Below are 18,821 nucleotides of genomic sequence, written 5' to 3' on the forward strand. Positions count from 1 at the left end.
TCATAAAACAGCAACATAAGTTACTATCAGTTATCTTATTCGGTATCTGCCAACGCAGCCAACAACGGCGACTGGTTGACCCCTTGCGCAATAAAGCCCTGCCAATCGGCGGGTAATTTTGCTAGGGCATGCTGAGCACTGGTTCGGTCAGGGAATTCGGCGAATACACTGGCGCCAGTACCCGTCATTCGAGATGGTGCGTATTCTAGCAACCACTGTAAGGTTATTGCAACAATTGGCTGCAGCTTCTCTACTAATGGTTGGCAGTCATTTCGCCAAGAAGAGTACATTAAAGTGTCCAGTGTTAAGGCTTTACTGTCACGAATTAAGGCGGGGTGAGAGAAAATTTCAGCGGTGCTAATATGGCAGTCAGGGGTAACAATTAAAAAAACTTTGCTTGGTAAATCAACGGGGGTCAGCTTTTCACCTACGCCTTCGGCAAACGCGGTTCGGCCTTGAACAAAGACAGGAACGTCCGCACCTAACTGTAAACCTATCTTGGCCAACTGGGCACTAGACAAACCCAGTTGCCATAATTTATTTAACGCTAATAACGTGGTTGCAGCATCTGAAGAGCCACCACCTAAACCGCCTCCCATAGGTAAGCGTTTATTTAAAAAAATATCACAGCCGGTATTGATACCTTGTTGCAGGGCGAAATGTTGTAATTTTTTAGCCGCACGCATAACTAAGTTTTCATCGTTAATAAGCGCTTGGTTATTAGAGTCTAAGTTTAGCTGGTTATCAGCTCGGGGAGTAAAGGTAAGTTCATCACCGACATCTAATAACTGAAACAAAGTTTGCAAATTATGATAGCCATCATCGCGACGACCAGTAATATGTAAAAATAAATTAATTTTCGCGACCGCAGGTAGCGTTAAACTTGTCATTGCCAACTCCGAATAACCAGCTTTATTCTGGTATTATCACTGCTAAGCAGTAAACGTTTAGGTAATGCTAATGAATCCGTAAAAAAGCTTTGGTATTCAAGTTGCCAGATAATGCCTGTGCTATCAGTTAAACTAAAATGGGTCACTCGGCCTAGTTCATCATAGCGAATATGTTGGCTATTTTTGCCAGGTAAGCCACGTAGCCATAATGGCATATCAGCTAAAGGCATAGACCAGCCTGATAGCTGTAACAATAAACTGCTAGTATCTACACCTTGATAGGTTTCACCTCTAAGTTGAATTTGGCTACCAGCTTGGTTTTGTTCTAACTCAAATAAACTAATCCCAAGAAAATTACTTAAACGCGCGGTATAATGTTCAGCTTGCAGTTGTTGCCAGTGTAAATTACCACTGACTGAGTCTTGTGCTGTTTTAATACTTACGCTTGCTTGTATGGTAAACTGCTGCATAGCTTGCAATTGCGCTTGCCTAGCGTTAGCAGTAAGCGGCGGCTCGAACACTACTTTGTTAGTGAATAGGCCGCATCCTGTTAACCAAAGGCTTAATACAACTGTAAATAACGTGCGATAACAGCGATTAGTTATACTAAAGTCCTTCACTGTGCTTTTCTTAGTTAGGGCTTTTTCGTACAATTCGCCTCCTAATAATTTTGATGATACAGGTGATAGCCATTTTCGCTCTCGGCATTAATCATAAAACGGCACCCGTAGCGCTGCGTGAAAAAGTTGCGTTCGCTCCAGAGCAAGTGCCTGAAGCCTTACGCGAACTGACAACATTAACCAGTATCGCTAATGCGGTTGTGCTATCAACGTGCAACCGTACTGAATTGTATTTTAACGGTTCAACGGCGCAAGCGGAACAAGTAATTGACTGGTTAGCTAAATTTCATCACGTTGAAGCTAGCGAGCTTCAACCACATTTGTATTTACACCAAGACAATGACGCAGCCATTCACTTAATGCAAGTCGCTTCAGGTTTAGACTCTTTAGTGTTAGGTGAACCACAAATTTTTGGCCAAGTTAAACAAGCTTATAGTCAAGCTCGTAACGCTGGCACCATTAACCCTCAGTTCGAACGTTTATTTCAAAAAACCTTTGCGGTTGCTAAACAAGTAAGAACCGAAACAGATATCGGTGCTAATGCGGTGTCGGTTGCCTTTGCTGCCGTGAGTTTAGCTCGACAAATTTTCGGTAGCTTAAGTACCGTTAAAGTTCTACTAATTGGCGCGGGAGAAACCATAGAGTTAGTTGCCCGTCATTTACAAGAGCATGGGGCACAACAATTAACCGTGGCAAACCGTACTCATGAGCGTGCGGTTAGCTTAGCAAAACAGTTTAATGCTCAAGCTATCACCTTGGCCCAAGTGCCATCGCATTTAGCACAAGCCGATATTGTTATAAGCTCAACCGCCAGCACCTTGCCTATAGTCGGCAAAGGTATGGTAGAGCAAGCATTAAAAGTGCGGCGGCATAAACCGATGTTTTTAGTTGATTTAGCCGTACCTCGCGATATTGAGCCTCAAGTAGGTGATTTAGAAGATGCGTATTTATATACAGTCGATGATCTACAAACTATCGTTGCCGAAAATTTAAATAACCGCCAGCAAGCAGCCGAGCAAGCCAAGCAGATGATCAGCGCAGGTGCCAATGAGTTTGCGCAGTGGTTAGCCTTACAAGGTAATGTCGACTGGGTGCGAGATTATCGCCAAGGTTGTGAGCAAATTAGAGCAGAATTAGTAGCTAAAGCACTTAATCAGTTAGCCACAGGTCAAGACGCTGAAAAGGTGTTAACTGAATTATCCCATAAACTTAGTAATCGGCTGATGCACAGCCCGACTAAAGCTATTCGGCAGTTATTGCAGGATCAAGCGCTGAGTCAACAATCATTGATCAACACTTTGTTAGATCTGTAATCAGGTAAGTAACAGTATGAATGAATCGGTATATCGCAAGCTTGAAGGATTAGTAGAGCGCTATGAAGAAGTACAGGCACTATTAAGTGATGCTTCTGTGATTAATGATCAAAACCGTTATCGCGAACTCTCCAAAGAATATAGTCAGTTAGAGCATATTAGTAAGGCATTTACAGATTATCAGCAAGCCAAACAAGACTTGCTATCTGCAGAAGAAATGCAAAAAGATAGTGATCCAGATATGCGTGAAATGGCACAAGAAGAATATAAAGAAGCCAAACAGCGAATAGAGCAATTAGAAAATGACTTACAGATCTTATTACTGCCAAAAGATCCTAACGATAGCAGTAACTGTTTTATAGAAATTCGTGCCGGTGCCGGTGGTGATGAAGCCGCCATTTTTGCTGGTGATGTATTTAGAATGTACAGTCGTTTTGCTGAGAAGCAGCGTTGGAAACTAGAAGTAATTAGTGCTAATGAAGGCGAGCATGGTGGCTATAAAGAAATTATTGCTAGCTTACAAGGTGAAGGCGCCTATGGCTCATTAAAATTTGAGTCGGGTGGCCATAGGGTGCAGCGGGTGCCTGCAACCGAGTCACAAGGCCGAGTTCATACTTCTGCTTGTACCGTTGCTATTATGCCAGAAGTGCCAGAGAGCGAAGCAATAGAAATTAATCCGGCTGATTTAAAGGTCGATACCTTTAGAGCATCGGGTGCAGGTGGTCAGCACGTTAACCGAACCGATTCAGCTATTCGTATTACCCATTTACCAACAGGTATTGTGGTTGAGTGTCAGGATGAGCGGTCACAACATAAAAACCGTGCCCGCGCGATGAGTGTATTACAATCGCGGATTCAAGCGGCTGAAGATGAAAAACGACGCTTAGAAGAAGAGTCGACTCGTCGCTCATTAGTCGGTAGTGGCGATCGCTCTGAACGTATTCGTACTTATAACTTCCCACAAGGGCGGTTAACGGATCACCGAATTAACCTAACAATTTATCGTTTATTAGATGTGATGGAAGGTGATTTAGATCAAGTACTAGAGCCATTAAAGCAAGAGCATCAAGCCGATTTATTAGCGACATTAGCGGATGAAAACCGTTAATGGCAACAGATGCTAGCATGATTCCAGCAGTATGAGCTTAACGTTACGCCAGTGGCAGCAGCAAGCTAGAACACAACTTGAGGTAGTGACTGCTACTGCCGATATTGAGGCTAGACTGTGCTTATGCCATGTGCTGCAAGTGCCGGCGACTTACTTATATCGTGAATCTGAGCAACTCTTAACCGCCGCTCAATTGCAGCAGCTTACGCTATTAGTTGAGCAGCGGGTTGAGGGCCAGCCTTTAGCCTATTTATTGGGCTATTGGTATTTTTATGATCTAAAACTTGAAGTTGCCCCTTGTACGTTAATCCCAAGGCCAGATACCGAAACCTTAGTTGAGCAAGCGCTAAGTTTAGCCTTACCCAGAGCGGCTAAGGTTGTAGATTTAGGCACAGGGACAGGTGCTATCGCCTTAGCCGTAGCTAAAAATAAACCGCAATGGCAGGTTATTGCAGTCGATTATATCGCCGATGCGGTAGCGTTAGCGCAACGTAATCAGCAGGAATTACAGATTAAAAACTGTAGCGTGTTACAAAGTGATTGGTTTAGCGCATTAACAGGCATGCAGTTTGATTTAATAGTCAGTAACCCACCTTATATTGACACTAGCGATGCGCATTTAGCGGATTTAACCTTTGAACCTATTACTGCACTAACTGCAGCAGAGCAGGGCTTAGCTGATATTCGCTATATAATTCAGCAAGCGCCACAATTTTTAAATGCTAATGGTTGGTTATGGTTAGAACATGGTTATAATCAAGCCGAAGCAGTACAAAAGCTATTAATTGAACGTGGTTTTGGCTGTGTTGAATCAAAAAAAGATTATGGTGATAACTGGCGCATCACAGGTGGCTGTTGGCTAAGTAGCTAGCCGAGTAAAGTCGTATTAGTAAATTGATATAAGGATAATCACTCCATGTATATGGCAATAAAGCATACTCACTTATTACTTGTGTTTATTAGTGTTAGTTTTTTATTAGTTCGGTTTGCCATGAGGCTGCAATCAGCATCTTTATTGCAGCGTAAGTTTTTTAAAATAGCCCCCCATATAATTGATACCTTGTTGTTATTAAGTGCAGTTGGCTTAATGTTAGTACTTAACCAGTATCCGTTTGTTAATCCTTGGCTAACTGAAAAAGTGTTTGCTGTAATAGCCTATATTATTCTTGGCGTTATGGCCTTTAAGGGACGCACCTTAGCGATTCGTTGGTTTTGCTTACTCGGTGCTTTAGGCTGGTTAGCCTTAGCTATTCGTGTTGCTATTACTAAACAACCGGTGTTTATTCAGATGTTTTTTTAACAGGTCTGCAGTAACGTTTAACTATTGAGTCTGATTACACCTAATATAGGAAAATACTAATGCAGAAAATGATTAAAGTAGGCGCAATTGAGATAGCTAACGATAAGCCTTTTGTTTTATTTGGCGGTATCAATGTCTTGGAATCTCGAGACTTAGCCATGCGCGTAGCAGAGCATTATGTTGAAGTAACACAAAAATTGGCAATCCCTTATGTGTTTAAAGCTTCTTTTGATAAAGCAAATCGTTCTTCAGTGCATTCATATCGTGGACCTGGTTTAGAAGAAGGCTTAAAAATCTTTGAGGAAATTAAAACGACTTTTAATATTCCGCTAATTACTGATGTTCACGAGCCTTATCAAGCCGCGCCGGTTGCTGAAGTTGTTGATGTGATCCAGCTGCCAGCTTTTTTAGCGCGTCAAACCGATTTAGTGGTAGCTATGGCGAAAACGGGCGCTGTGATAAACGTAAAAAAACCACAGTTTTTAGCGCCACATGAAATGCGTCATATTATGACTAAGTTTAAAGAAGCCGGTAACGAGCAAGTTATGCTATGCGAGCGCGGTTCAAGCTTTGGCTATAACAACTTAGTTGTTGATATGCTGGGCATGGATGAAATGAAGCACTATGCGCCGGTTATTTTTGATGCAACTCATGCCTTACAAAAACCCGGTGGACGTGAGAGCTCTGCTGATGGTCGTCGTGCTCAAGCAGCGCAATTAGCGCGTTCAGGTATGGCGTTAGGCATAGCCGGCTTATTTATTGAAGCGCATCCTGATCCGGATCAGGCTAAATGTGATGGTCCTTGCGCGTTGCCTTTAGCTAAATTAGAAGCTTATCTGCAACAGATGAAAGCGGTTGATGACTTAGTAAAAAGCTTTGCTCCTTTAGATACGGCAGCAAATTAAATTATATGGCTGGCGCTTATAACGCTATTAGCGACCAGCCATAATTATGTTAGATCACCGTTATTTGTAACTGTTGCTGTGCAAACTCAACAACATCTCCGGCATTAATCTGGCGGCCTTTACGCGTTTCTACCTCACCATTAACTTTAACTAAACCGGCGTTAATTGCGGCTTTAGCTTCGCCTCCACTACTTAACAGCCCTTCAAATTTTAATATCTTATATAACTCAACATTGGCTTTATTTAGTATCACTTCACGCATGGTTATCAGTTTCCCGAGATTATTTAGTAGGTGCATTAAAGCTTAGATGCGGTTTACCCACAATATAAGCTTGGCGAAATAGGTCAAAGTAACGACTCAAAGCCTCAGCTGCAGTATGATCCTTGGCTAATTTAAGTACTTCTATGGCAACTTCAGCGGTACAAAGTTGATGTAAATGTGCGGCTTCACGTAATTGATAACCCGATCCTTGCGCTGGCTGAATACCCAACACAGCAAGTTTGGTTAAATAAGGGCTTTTAAACATTTTCTTGGCTTCACGCCAGGTGCCGTCAAGCATAACGAATAGTGGAATTTTGCCTTCTTGTACACTTTCAAGCTGCAGCGGGGAACTTATACAGCGCTCAGCTTCTGCATATTGCTGTGGAAAAACCACTATAGGTGCATAACGCGGGTTTTGTAACAGGGCTAACATATTAGGATCCGGCTGAGTACGATCCCAAACATAGGCATAATTATCAGAAATAACATCTGCAATAATACGACCAGTATTGCTAGGTTTATAGCATTCGCCAGTATACATAATAAAGCAAAAAGCACTGTGACTGTTCACTATAGGCTTGCTTGCACAAATGCAATTCGTGGCAGGGAGTAAGCACTGCTCGCAGCGAATAACCTTGCTGCCTCTAGCATTAAACACACGAGTAGAAAGCAATAATTGCTGCTTACGTAACTTAAGTACGGAGTTATTATGCGCCATAGTTACAATGGCAACGAAGCGTAATAGGTAGTTAGCATGGTAATACGCATTAATGGTGTGATTAAGAGTGAGAGGCGTCATTTTAGCGTTAGCAAGACATAAAATGCAATCAAGTTGCTGCTAAATCCAGTCTAGCGGCCACTCATTTATGTTAGGCTAGCTGTTATAAGTTTCTATTTGAAAAGGCTAAGGTGTCTAGGTGTCTATTGCTAGCCAAGCTTCTGAAATAACACTCCCTGCGGTAACGAATTATACGACTGTGTATGATTTTTTATGTGCAAAGTTTCCATTTATTACCCCACAAGTGTGGCAACAGCGAATTGCGGATGGCAAAGTGCATTGGCATGATGGTGAGCCTATTACAGAACAAACTGGCTATATGCCAAGTAAGCGACTTTGCTATTATCGCGAAGTAGAAGCTGAACCTGTAGTGCCTTTTGCTCACCGCATTTTATATCAAGATAAGCATTTTTTAGTTGCTGATAAGCCGCACTTTTTACCGGTTACGCCAGGAGGGCAATATGTGAATGAATGCCTGTTGGCACGGCTTAAAAAACAAACGGGTATTACCGACTTAGTGCCTTTACATCGCCTAGATCGAGACACAGCAGGCTTAGTCTTATTTTCAATTAATCCAGCAAGTCGAGCAGATTATTGCCAGCTATTTAGTTTACAAAAAATAACCAAGCAGTATCAGGCGGTTGCTAAGTTAACAGCAAGCATCGAACAGCAGCTGTTAAGGCAAAGCTTACCTTTACAATGGCAAATTAAAAATAGGATTGAAAAAGCTACGCCTAAGTTTATTAATCATATCGTTAAAGGTGAGGCCAATAGCGAGTCTGACATTCAGTTGGCTGCAAAGTGCGACAATAAAGGCCTATTTTGCTTAACACCGGTTACAGGCAAAACACATCAACTGAGGCTGCATATGCTAAGCCTTGGCATGCCGATATTAAATGATATTTATTATCCAGAGTTACAGCCTAAAGGGCCACCACAATTTGATGCGCCCTTACAGCTATTAGCTAAAAAACTAGCATTTATAGATCCTATCACAGGCCAAAAGCAAAGCTTTAGCTCAAGCTTTCAGCTATCCGAATGGTAGCCGAGCATGTTAACTAAACACTAAACACTAAACACTAAACACTAAACACTAAACACTAAACACAGTATCGTTGCAGTAAGCTATCAAGCTGGTTGGCAAAAGCTTGGCGATCACTTTGATTTAAAGGCGGTGGGCCACCAGTATGAACGCCACTGCCACGCAACGTATCCATAAAATCACGCATAGTAAGCTTTTGTTTAATGGTATCTTGGCTGTATAGCTCGCCACGGGGGTTAAGGGCATAGCCGTTTTTGGCTAATACGTCTGCGGCAAGCGGAATGTCTGCTGTAATGACTAAGTCGCCAGCTTCACAGCGGCGAACAATTTCGTTATCGGCTTCATCAAAACCATGTGATACTTGCAAAGCAGAAATAAAACGCGAAGGTGGCACTTTAATTAATTGGTTTGCCACTAAGATAGTCTGAATTTGCTTGCGCTCTGCGGCTCTAAAAATAATATCTTTAATTACAACCGGGCAGGCATCAGCATCAACATAAATTTTCATATAATTGTGAATTCTTTTAATTGAAGTTATACAAGGCTTTTTTGCTTTAGCAAATGATAACACAGGGCTAAAAATACCGCCTTTAGTTTACTTTTGCGCAATAAATCCGTTTATTACTAGTATTGATGATAAAAGCGCATATTGTCAGGGTAAGGATAAATATCTTCTATTTTACCTTGGCGAATATTGGCCTGTTTACTTTTCCAATAACTAGCCTCTAGTAACTCTGGATGTTTAGAAAATAACAACTGACTTATTTTTGCCTGTGGCGTTACAAAAGTAGCCATTTGCTCAGGAAAAACATCACCAGGCGCGGCACATACAGTGCCTTCAGCAAACATTGCATCTTCATAGTTATCGGTTTTAGGAAAAGCTCTAAAGTTAACATCGAGCATATATTGCACTTCATCATAATCATAAAAAACAACTCGATTATGTCGAGTGACACCAAAGTTTTTTAGTAGCATATCGCCCGGAAAGATATTAGCTGCAATCATTTCTTTAATAGCTTTGCCATAATCATCCATAATGACAGTTTGTTCAGCATCTGAAGCTTGCTCTAAATACAAGTTAAGCGGCTGCATCCGGCGTTCAATATATAAATGCTTTATAATAACCAGGTCGTTTTCAATCTTGATAGACCCCGCAATAGACTGTGTCAGCTCTTGTAATAAGTCGGTAGAAAACCGGTTTTTAGGTAAAGCAACGTCTGAATACTCTAGCGTATCGGCCATGCGACCCACTCGATCATGCTTTTTAACCAATAAGTAGCGCGCTTTAACGGTATCACGGCCAAACTCTTTACTAGGTGCAAACTTATCGCGAATCACTTTGAAGACATAAGGAAATGACGGCAGGGTAAACACCATCATTACCATCCCCCTAGTGCCAGGGGCTACAACAAATTTATCATTACTCTGTTGTAAATAATAAAGCAATTCGCGATAAAACTCGGTTTTGCCTTGTTTATGCAAGCCAATGCAGGCATATAATTCTGCTAAGGTTTTGTTTGGTAATAGTTCGCGTAAAAAATGAACTAAGGCCGACGGAACCTGGCAGGCAACCATAAAATAAGCTCGTGAAAAACCAAAAACAATAGTCATTTGCATAGGATCTGTAAGCAAGGTATCAATAAATAATCCTTGTTGTTCATTATGTAATACTGGAATTATAAAAGGTTGTTGGCCATCAGGTGTCACTGCTCTGCCTACGATATATGCTGCTTTATTTCGAAAAAATATGCTGGTTAAAATATCAAATCTAATATGATGGATAGTCCATTTACCATGGCTAGATTGGGCAATAAACTGTTGCACTACTAGCCGAATATCGCGATCTAAGTTAATAAATGGCGTAGCAAAGTTAAAGCTAGCAATAATTTGTAACAAGGTGGCTTTAAGGCCGTCTTGCGCAGGAAAATAGCTTTGATAAACCGATGCTATCGGCGCGGGTAAAGCCTGCTTATTTAAGGTGGACTCAACAAAGATATTATCATTATGAAAATATTGTCGGGAGAATAATTTACAAAATACTGAGTTATAAAATGTTTCGGCTAGTTCTGCTTGGGGATGAAAGCGTAAATAGTCAATGTAATGTTGTTTTACTTGGTGCCACAATGCTTGATCTAAACAGTCCGTAGGAAAGTGCTGCTTTAGTAAGACTAGAGTTTCATTAACGCGCTGGTCATAAAAAGAAATACGTTGTGAGCTATCTTGCTGATAAGCATTCCAATCAGCGAGTTCGAAACGTTGTTTAGCTTTTGCTGTAATCGCTTGAAATAAGCTAAAGTGGCGGCGAAATCCCTTTATAATAATACTGGCGACTCGTTGCGCTTGATCCATGCTGCTCTCGAAAATGCTAGAGTGGCTTCTACTTTAATCAGTAATAGATTTAATTACTAGTAAGCAAGTGGCGAATCAGCTGCTTTGATAAAAATCACGTCATCTGATACCGATTTGTTCGCTACACCGCAAGAGTTTCTTGCTAAGTTAGGGTATGATTAACCTTATCTATTTTATGTTGATTGAACATATTATGTTGTCACGCTCAGCCTTAAAAGAACCACAGTTTTGGCTATTTAGCACTTTAGCTTTATTATGTTTAATGCCTATTATTAGCTCGCCAGTGGCATTGATATTAGGCTTTTTTTTAGCTTCATTAGGCTTGATCCCCAAAAATATTAACCTTGGCCTAATAACGAAAACATTATTATCTGTTTCTATTGTTGGCTTGGGGTTTGGTATTCAATTGGAGCAAGCCATAGAGGTGAGTAAACAAAGTTTACCCTTAGTAGTTGGCTCGATTATTTTTACCTTAATCCTTGGCTTTATCTTAACTAAGTTATTGCGCTTAGATGATAAAACGGGCTATTTAATTGGCTCAGGCACAGCTATCTGTGGCGGTAGTGCTATAGCTGCTGTAGCGCCGGCCATAAAGGCAACGGCCGAACAGATGGCGGTTGCTTTAGCTTGCGTATTTGTGCTTAATTCAGCCGCTTTATTTATTTTCCCACTGATTGGCCATTATTTAGCTTTATCACAGCATGACTTTGGTTTGTGGAGCGCGATTGCTATTCATGACACCTCTTCGGTAGTAGGCGCTGCAGCGACTTATGGCGACCAAGCCTTAGCTGTAGCCACGACGACCAAACTAGCTAGGGCATTATGGATAGTTCCTGTAGCCTTAGTTTCCGCGCTTTTATTTGGTAGTAAAAAGAACTCAGTGCGGATCCCAGGCTTTATTCTGGCTTACATCGCAGCGATATTAATAAGTTACTTTTTTCCTCAGTTAAGTGCGTTTTATGAAATAGTATTCATTTTTTCTAAGCGAACCTTAGTGGTTTGCTTATTTTTAATTGGTGCTGGAATTACGATAGAAAAAATGCGAGCCGCCGGCGCAAAACCTATGATATTAGCCGTGTTGTTATGGCTTGCTATAGCGATATGCTCATTAATGTATATTCGTATCTATGGTTAATTAATATTAAATTAGCCTATTTTATTAAGTGGAGTGGCTTTAATTTATTGTCTGAAGTGAAATTGTTTTTTATTGCTAATTGGCAAAGAAGCTAATAAAGGATAATCTATACATTATAAAGAGTATTGTCGATGTCTGTAATTAGACACTTTACTCATTGCGCATAAGAATAAGAAAGAGAAATATGAAATTATTAAGTCTGTATTTATCGAGTATTTTAATGGCTGGCTCGGTTGTCGCAAATACAAGCGCTGCTACTGCATCTAACAAGGGCCCTGATTATAATATGGTGCTTATTGGAGGGGGCTTGCAAACCTGTAGCTCGGTCAATACACGCTATTGTACTAGTAATGATGTATTTTCTTCTGCAGTTAAAGGCGGCGCAAAGTATCAGTTATCGGCAGATAATATAAAAAGTATTGTTGAGCCTTCGTTTTGGGGCGATCAGCGTATTATAGAGCAGCAACAGGTAATAGCGGTATTACAGCATATTACTAATAAACTGGATGATGCACTTGTATCTGAACGTGATCTAACCCGACTCTTTCGCAGTGCTGATGTTGAAATTGATGGTGTCTGGATATCTGGACGGGAAGTTTATAGTGCATTAACAACCAATGAAATTAATTTTATGCTAGACCAGTTACAGGTTATGGCAAAGAGTGATGGCACTAAACGCAGTACACGCAAAAAAGATTATGCCGATTTAAGTCAAACAAAAAACAGTGCCACAGTAGAAATTTACCGTGAAATTGTCCGTTTAGCACAACAAGTTGCTGGTGATTCTCGTAAACCACGGATCCTCGTGGTTACCGCAGCGGCCAGGGATCCTCTAGCTGACGTTGATATTTACACAAATTTATTTGAAGAAACCGGTGCAGAAGCTACTTGGTTCCCAATCAATGCAGCATATCAGCTAGCTCAGCAGCAGCGCGATACCAATAAAAATGTTTGTGAAAACTTATCAAGCTTGTTAGCTGAACAGCATGGAGTTTATCAACGTAAACGTGTTTTCCCTGATCTAATGTCTGAACTCGAATCTTTCTGTCAGGCAGGAAGTGACTCTGCTGTAGCACAGTTAAAACGTGCAGATGCAATCTTCTTTGTTGACGGTGATGCGAGCCGTTTAGTTCATGCATTTCGTTTTCAAGATGGCTCAGCCTCACCCGAGCTGCAGCAATTAGATCGCATGATTAAAGCGGGTCATATTGTGTTAGCCGCGGATAATGCCTCAGCTATCGCATTATCAGGCCGCAGTTATCGTGGTATTAGAATACCAATGTTAACTAATGGCGATAGTTACAGTGCTATGAAACATGGTGCTTTTGATCTGGCTGCACCTAAAAGTGGTTGCGATAAAGATCAAAGCTGCTTAAACGGTTTATCTGAACATCATTTAACCTTTAGCGCGCAAGGTGGCTTAGGTTTATTTCCTTGGGGAGTTATAGATAGTCAATTTTCAGAGCAAGCCAGGCAAGGGCGTTTAATTCGTTTATTGCATGATACTAAAACTCAATATGGTTTCGGCATTGATGAAACCACAGCTTTATTAGTAAAGCTACATACAACGCCAGAGAATGAGCAAAGCATACAATTTAAAGTGTTAGGCGAAAATGGTCTATTTTTAGTCGATAATAATGATACTCAAGCTGCAGGTGAGGGTGCTAATCTAACATTAGAGCAAGTATCTACTCACTATTTAACCCGTGATGATACAGCAGAGTTGAAGCAAGGTTTATTAAGAACACAGTTTGCTGACTGGAAATTTGCTTCTAATACTTTACAAACTCCTATGCTAGTGTCGGGAGATATTTTTGAAAGAGATAACTACCGTCAGCTAGCTCAGTTGCTATGCTTAACCCAAAGCCGTCAAGCCGATGGTAAAGCAATGCAGACGGGACAGGGACATGCTATTACTTTATACAAAGATCGTAACTCTTATACCCGTCAAGGTACTTATCGCCAACAGGGAGCAGAAATACAGTATTGCTCATACCGCAATATTTTGGTTGACATTAAACCAGCATCGTAATTGCTGCTTAACTAACTGTGGTTAGTCGCTGATGCAAAGTCCTGTCCACCCTCAAATTAGAGCTTTGTCCCATTGGATCCGAAAATGGGGCAAGCTTAGATCTGCCATTTCCTGCTTATTTATTATTTGCTGTTTTGCCGTCGTTGTTAGCATTGCCGCAGGTATTGTCTCAAACAATCAAATTGATTGGCCTTTAGTTAAAGGTTCGCTGCTGTTTGCCGTTGTGCTTGGGCCAATTTTTATTGCCTTTATATTTTACTTAGTGCTTCACTTAGATGCGGCACTATCTTATTTAGAAGACTCTGCTCATCAAGAGCGTCTCCTCAATGAAAGCATGCAAGATAATATTAGGCAATTAAACTTTGAGATTGAAGAGCGTAAAAAAGCCTTCCAAGCCAAGCGTAGAGCGATTGATGAATTAAGGCGAGAAATAGCTGAGCGTAAAAGAGCACAAACAGAATTAGATGAACAAGCCTTATTGATCCGCTCTATGGTCGATAGTTCCCCAGACTTATTTTATTATCGCGATGAAACGGGTCGCTTTGCTAGCTGTAACAAGATGTTTGAGATGATTATGGGCAAAACGGCTTCAGAGTTAATAGGTCGTTTTCCTGCTGAAATTTTCGCATCAGACAGCGCACAGTCGGCTATTTTAACAGAGCAAAAAGATGTTTCTAAGTTGCGCACTGAACTGATTTTAGATGTTGAATTTAGAAAAGATAATGGCCAGTTACTTTGGTTAGAAGTTCGCAAAGTGCCTTTTTATGATAAGCAGGGGCGCTATATTGGGTTACTGGGTTTTGGCCGTGATATTACATCGCGTAAATTAGCCGAGCAAGCATTAGAAAAAGCCTACCAAGATAAAGGTAAGTTTATTGCTACTTTGAGTCATGAACTGCGTACTCCACTTAACGGTATAGTCGGCTTAACGCGTAGATTATTACAAAGTGAACTTGATCAGCAACAGCATGCATGGGCCAATACTATCTTTAGTAGTGCTGAAACACTAGGTAATATTTTTAATGATATTATTGATTTAGATAAGATTGATCGCCAAGACCTAGATATAGTTCATCAGACTATTTCATTCAGCCAGTTTGTTAGTGATATTGCCAATTTTGCTGAATTATTATGTCAACAAAAAGGCTTGGCCTTTAATTTAGAGATTAAATCAAATATCGATTATTACCTTATTTTAGACCCAACGCGTTTGCGCCAAGTTCTATGGAACCTGATTAATAATGCCGTTAAATTTACCGCTAAAGGCAGCATAAGCCTAAGCTGTGATTTAGACACTAATACGCCAGCTGATCTTAAGTTTACTATTACCGATACCGGTATTGGTATTGAGCCAGAAGAGCAGTCACGGATCTTTGATATGTACTATAAAGCGCAAGATGGCCGACGAATGAGTATTGTCGGCTCTGGAATTGGTTTATCCGTCTCTAAAGCTTTAGTAGAAGCGATGAGCGGCAGTATTGAATTAACCAGTACTGTAGGGGAAGGTAGTTGCTTCAATCTGCAGATACCTACAACTATCACCACTAAACCGCAAGAAACAGTTGTGAGCTGTCCAGAGTTAACCATCCTTTTAATAGAAGATGTGCCATTAAATGCAGATATTGCTATAGCTTTGCTTGAGCAGCGAGGGCATGAAGTTTTACATGCAGAAACAGGGGAAGATGCGCTTGCATTATTAGAAACTGAAGATGATTTAGATTTAGTATTATTAGATATGCAGCTGCCTGATATGTGTGGGGCTGATATAGCAAAGTTTATACGAAGTGAAGCACATTTAAAAAACTTACCTATCATAGTGTTAAGCGCTAATGTGCGAAAAGCAGAGCAGCAGCTTGCAGGAATTAAAATTGATGGAGCTCTAGCTAAGCCATTAAATACAAGCAAGCTAGATAATAAGTTAGCCCAGCTTTTCTCACCAAGTGCGGTTAAGTTTAGCCAGAAAAAAACAGAGCAAATTCAGAATAAGAGTAACGAGCCGCAGATTTTAAATAAACATATTATAGCTGACTATATAAATTCTCTAGGTAAAGATTCAGTTAAAAGAAGTGCGCTCTTATTTAATCAACTCTATCCTGGCTATATGAATAAAATGCTGGAGGCGGCTGTGCAACACCAAGCTGATGAATTAAAAGAAGTAGCACATAAATTAAAAGGAGCTGCTGCGACTATAGGGTTAAACTGGGTACAACAACAAGCGGCAAGGCTAGAAAAAGAAGCGGTTAACTGGCAAGGGATTGAGCGACAAATTGCTGATTTTCAGCAAAAAATAGAGCAGCACGTGGCTGCTCTAGAGGCGTATATTGAACAATATTAACTAGCTTACTTTTCTAGCTTGCCAACAAAACGATAACCTTCACCATGAATAGTGCTGATTAATTCTGGGCTTTCTAAGTCTGACTCAAAATGCTTACGAATGCGGCGAATTGTTACATCAACAGTACGATCGTTAGGGCGTAAATCGCGACCTGTCATATGACGGATCAGTTGTTCACGGTTAAATATCTTACCTGGTGTATCTAGCATTAAGCGTAAAGCACGGTATTCACCTTTTGGTAAACGACGAGCGACACCTTTTGGTGATGTTAAGTTACGGCTATTCTCATCAAGAGTCCAACCATTAAATTTAACGACGCTTTTGTGTTCTTCAACGACAGGTTGAGCCACAGTGCGTTGTAGTAAATTACGAGCACGGATAGTTAATTCACGAGGGTTAAAAGGCTTAGTTAAATAATCATCTGCACCAATTTCTAATCCTAAAATGCGGTCAACTTCACTGTCACGGCCGGTTAAGAATATTAAACCTATATTTTCCTTTTGACGCAGTTCACGCGCCAAAATTAAACCATTTTTACCTGGTAAATTAATGTCCATTACTACTAAGTTAACCTTAGTATCGGCTAACCTTTGATTCATCTCCTCGCCATTTACCGCTTCAATGACTTCATAACCTTCACCTTGGAATAGATTAACCAGATTAAGGCGCGTTACTTCTTCGTCTTCGACGATAAGGATCACAGGTGTTTGCATGAAATAAGGACCTTTTTTGTAAAAGTAGTGAATTTAATGATAATGTAATACTTTATAGATGACAGTAAAATGTCAAGTAATACGTGATTATAACCAGCAAGTCATTTGTTAACAAGTTATTTTGTTAACAAATGACTTGCTGGTTATAAAATAATGAATTTATGTATTATTTAATTTGGTATTTTACAGCTTTATGGCTTGGTATATTGTAAAGCCATTAGCTTTAGCTTTAACCTCAACTTGCTTAAAGCATTGCTGTAATATTGGCATATATTGTAAATGGCTATTAGCAACAATAGTCAGACTACCCTTATTCACTAACCGTTTTGCACTTTGTTGAATAAATAACTCAACGATATCGTAATTGGTTTTAATACCAGTGTGGAAAGGGGGATTACTAACAATAGCGGCAAATTGCTCAGGTTGATCTGGTATACCATCAGCAGTGATTATAGTTGCTGCCAAACCATTTTTAGCTAAGGTTAGTTTGCTTGCTTCAGTGGCTATGCTACTTATATCAGAGCAGTATAAGTCTATATTCGGGTTTGTAAACTTAAGTGCTGCACCTACAACACCATTACCACAGGCAAAATCTAGCACTTTACCTTGAGAGATTATTGGTAAATGCTCCAGTAGTAAAGCGGTGCCTATATCTAATTTGCCATGATTAAATACACCCGGAAGCGAATAAAGTGTGAGTGATTTATTGGCAATGGTAACCGTAAACTGGCTAGCCGCTGTGGTTTTAATGGCAGCTAAATCACCATGTAACATAAACCATAAGCAATGCTTAGCATTATCGAGTTTATTGGCATCGAGCCCAAGCTTTTTCGCATGGTTTGCTAAGCTTTTAATACCGCCTTTATTTTCACCTACTACAAATACTTGGCTATCGGTTTTAAATGCTGTTTTTAGCTGACCTAAGGTATAAGCCAATTGTTCTTTACTTTTTGGATAAAAAATAACAATAGTATCAAATGGCTGGTTAAAATTAGCTGTAACATCAAATACTAAGTCAACAGTGGGGTGTTGCCATTGATTTGCGACGGCTTTATCCGTGGTAAAACAGCTAAGGGAACTAATACCAGTTGCATTTGCTAATAGCTGTGAGCCAAGTTCATCAGCAATGGGCTCTACAATTAATACATTGCCAGTTAAATCTGCACTATTTCGTAATACTAGCTGACTGCTATTGGCTAACATCTAGCTTTCCTTTTTATACATAAGATCCCAAACACCATGGCCTAAACGATGACCGCGTTGTTCAAATTTGGTTAAAGGGCGATGAGCAGGACGTTCTACGTAATCGTTGGTTGCTGATAAATTACTATAGCCTGGCATCTGTTGCATAACTTCTAGCATATGCTCGGCATAGTTTTGCCAGTCTGTAGCCATATGAAATACACCACCTGGCTTAAGCTTTTTGCGAACTAAGTTTGCAAACTCAGGTTGGACAATGCGTCTTTTATGGTGACGTTTTTTGTGCCATGGATCAGGAAAAAATAGCTGAACGGTATCTAAGCTATTATCTGCAATGCTGTGCTCTAGAATTTCTACAGCATCATGCTGAAAAATTTTAATATTCGTTAAGCCTTTAGATTGTGCCAGAGCAATACAAGCACCAACACCAGGACGATGGACTTCAATACCGATAAAATCTTTGTCGGGCGTTTCACTTGCCATTTGCACTAAAGACTGACCCATGCCAAAGCCTATTTCTAATACGCGCGGATTATCTCTGTTAAAGACTTTTGTTAAATCAAAAGCATCAGCTTGATAAGCTAAACCATAATCGGCCCAATAATTATCTAGCGCATGTTGTTGGCCTTTGGTTAGACGGCCTTCACGCAGAACAAAAGAACGAATTCTACGCATATAGGTTGGGTTATCTGCTTGCTCTGCTGCTGGCGTAGTTATGCTGTCAGTCTTGCTATCACTCATTTAAGGCTCCGAGTATAAGTTAATCCGGCTATTATCCTTGTATTAATTCATTAGCTCAACCTTGTTTGTGTTGGCAAGACGGTTTTAGCTACTTATAC

At 40.4% G+C, this 18,821-nt stretch carries 18 protein-coding genes; 9 read left to right on the forward strand and 9 right to left on the reverse strand.

Going from position 1 to position 18,821, the window contains the following annotated elements; genetic code table 11:
• Window positions 1-35: 35 nt before the first annotated feature.
• On the reverse strand, window positions 36-890 hold the full coding sequence (gene ispE, locus ACRCA4_RS03655) for a 4-(cytidine 5'-diphospho)-2-C-methyl-D-erythritol kinase (RefSeq protein WP_433184287.1): 855 nt from the start codon (window positions 888-890) through the stop codon (window positions 36-38).
• The gene (gene lolB / locus ACRCA4_RS03660; protein WP_433184289.1) at window positions 887-1,543 is read right to left on the reverse strand and encodes a lipoprotein insertase outer membrane protein LolB; all 657 of its coding nucleotides are present in this window, start codon (window positions 1,541-1,543) and stop codon (window positions 887-889) included. Before lolB ends, ispE begins: the two co-directional genes overlap by 4 nt.
• Before the next feature lie 20 nt (window positions 1,544-1,563).
• On the opposite strand from lolB, the gene hemA reads away from it, so the two are divergent.
• The 5 genes from hemA to kdsA are packed head-to-tail and all read left to right on the forward strand — an operon-like array spanning window position 1,564 to window position 6,136.
• Window positions 1,564-2,823 carry a glutamyl-tRNA reductase gene (hemA, locus tag ACRCA4_RS03665; RefSeq protein WP_433184292.1) on the forward strand — a complete coding sequence of 420 codons (1,260 nt, stop codon included), beginning with the start codon at window positions 1,564-1,566 and terminating at the stop codon, window positions 2,821-2,823.
• Between the two features lie 16 nt (window positions 2,824-2,839).
• On the forward strand, window positions 2,840-3,931 hold the full coding sequence (gene prfA / locus ACRCA4_RS03670; RefSeq protein WP_433184294.1) for a peptide chain release factor 1: 1,092 nt from the start codon (window positions 2,840-2,842) through the stop codon (window positions 3,929-3,931).
• A gap of 31 nt (window positions 3,932-3,962) precedes the next feature.
• Window positions 3,963-4,802, forward strand: coding sequence for a peptide chain release factor N(5)-glutamine methyltransferase (gene prmC / locus ACRCA4_RS03675; protein ID WP_433184297.1), 840 nt, complete (start codon window positions 3,963-3,965; stop codon window positions 4,800-4,802).
• A gap of 45 nt (window positions 4,803-4,847) precedes the next feature.
• Window positions 4,848-5,231, forward strand: coding sequence for a SirB2 family protein (locus ACRCA4_RS03680; protein ID WP_433184300.1), 384 nt, complete (start codon window positions 4,848-4,850; stop codon window positions 5,229-5,231).
• Between the two features lie 59 nt (window positions 5,232-5,290).
• Entirely contained in the window at window positions 5,291-6,136 is an 846-nt protein-coding gene (gene kdsA, locus ACRCA4_RS03685) for a 3-deoxy-8-phosphooctulonate synthase (RefSeq protein ID WP_433184303.1), read from the forward strand.
• Window positions 6,137-6,185: 49 nt separating this feature from the next.
• On the opposite strand, the gene ACRCA4_RS03690 is transcribed toward kdsA, so the two are convergent.
• A complete protein-coding gene (locus ACRCA4_RS03690; RefSeq protein WP_433184306.1) occupies window positions 6,186-6,398 on the reverse strand; it encodes an RNA-binding S4 domain-containing protein in 213 nt (70 codons plus the stop codon).
• A gap of 19 nt (window positions 6,399-6,417) precedes the next feature.
• The gene (locus tag ACRCA4_RS03695; RefSeq protein WP_433184308.1) at window positions 6,418-7,197 is read right to left on the reverse strand and encodes a tRNA-uridine aminocarboxypropyltransferase; all 780 of its coding nucleotides are present in this window, start codon (window positions 7,195-7,197) and stop codon (window positions 6,418-6,420) included.
• Between the two features lie 118 nt (window positions 7,198-7,315).
• On the opposite strand from ACRCA4_RS03695, the gene ACRCA4_RS03700 reads away from it, so the two are divergent.
• Entirely contained in the window at window positions 7,316-8,221 is a 906-nt protein-coding gene (locus tag ACRCA4_RS03700) for a pseudouridine synthase (RefSeq protein ID WP_433184311.1), read from the forward strand.
• 55 nt (window positions 8,222-8,276) lie between these two features.
• Here the strand turns inward: ACRCA4_RS03700 and ACRCA4_RS03705 are convergent, their stop codons facing one another.
• Entirely contained in the window at window positions 8,277-8,726 is a 450-nt protein-coding gene (locus ACRCA4_RS03705) for a YaiI/YqxD family protein (protein ID WP_433184314.1), read from the reverse strand.
• A 116-nt stretch (window positions 8,727-8,842) separates the two neighbouring features.
• The gene (gene aceK / locus ACRCA4_RS03710; RefSeq protein ID WP_433184317.1) at window positions 8,843-10,567 is read right to left on the reverse strand and encodes a bifunctional isocitrate dehydrogenase kinase/phosphatase; all 1,725 of its coding nucleotides are present in this window, start codon (window positions 10,565-10,567) and stop codon (window positions 8,843-8,845) included.
• 154 nt (window positions 10,568-10,721) lie between these two features.
• On the opposite strand from aceK, the gene ACRCA4_RS03715 reads away from it, so the two are divergent.
• The 3 genes from ACRCA4_RS03715 to ACRCA4_RS03725 all read left to right on the forward strand — a co-directional run bounded on the left by ACRCA4_RS03715 (window position 10,722) and on the right by ACRCA4_RS03725 (window position 16,069).
• Window positions 10,722-11,702 (forward strand): YeiH family protein, encoded by a 981-nt coding sequence (locus ACRCA4_RS03715; protein WP_433184320.1) that lies wholly within the window; start codon window positions 10,722-10,724, stop codon window positions 11,700-11,702.
• Window positions 11,703-11,886: 184 nt separating this feature from the next.
• A complete protein-coding gene (locus ACRCA4_RS03720) occupies window positions 11,887-13,734 on the forward strand; it encodes a cyanophycinase (protein ID WP_433184323.1) in 1,848 nt (615 codons plus the stop codon).
• 31 nt (window positions 13,735-13,765) lie between these two features.
• The gene (locus ACRCA4_RS03725) at window positions 13,766-16,069 is read left to right on the forward strand and encodes an ATP-binding protein (protein ID WP_433184326.1); all 2,304 of its coding nucleotides are present in this window, start codon (window positions 13,766-13,768) and stop codon (window positions 16,067-16,069) included.
• Between the two features lie 5 nt (window positions 16,070-16,074).
• Here the strand turns inward: ACRCA4_RS03725 and arcA are convergent, their stop codons facing one another.
• From arcA to trmB, 3 genes are all read right to left on the reverse strand, one after another.
• Window positions 16,075-16,782, reverse strand: coding sequence for a two-component system response regulator ArcA (gene arcA, locus ACRCA4_RS03730; RefSeq protein ID WP_433184329.1), 708 nt, complete (start codon window positions 16,780-16,782; stop codon window positions 16,075-16,077).
• Between the two features lie 183 nt (window positions 16,783-16,965).
• Complete coding sequence (locus ACRCA4_RS03735) at window positions 16,966-17,985, reverse strand: methyltransferase (protein WP_433184332.1); 1,020 nt, start codon at window positions 17,983-17,985, stop codon at window positions 16,966-16,968.
• Window positions 17,986-18,723: a tRNA (guanosine(46)-N7)-methyltransferase TrmB gene (gene trmB, locus ACRCA4_RS03740; RefSeq protein WP_433184335.1), complete on the reverse strand. Its 738-nt coding sequence runs from the start codon at window positions 18,721-18,723 to the stop codon at window positions 17,986-17,988.
• Between the last annotated feature and the right edge of the window lie 98 nt (window positions 18,724-18,821).

This window comes from Rheinheimera sp. WS51, from assembly GCF_050936095.1.
Lineage (GTDB): Bacteria > Pseudomonadota > Gammaproteobacteria > Enterobacterales > Alteromonadaceae > Alishewanella.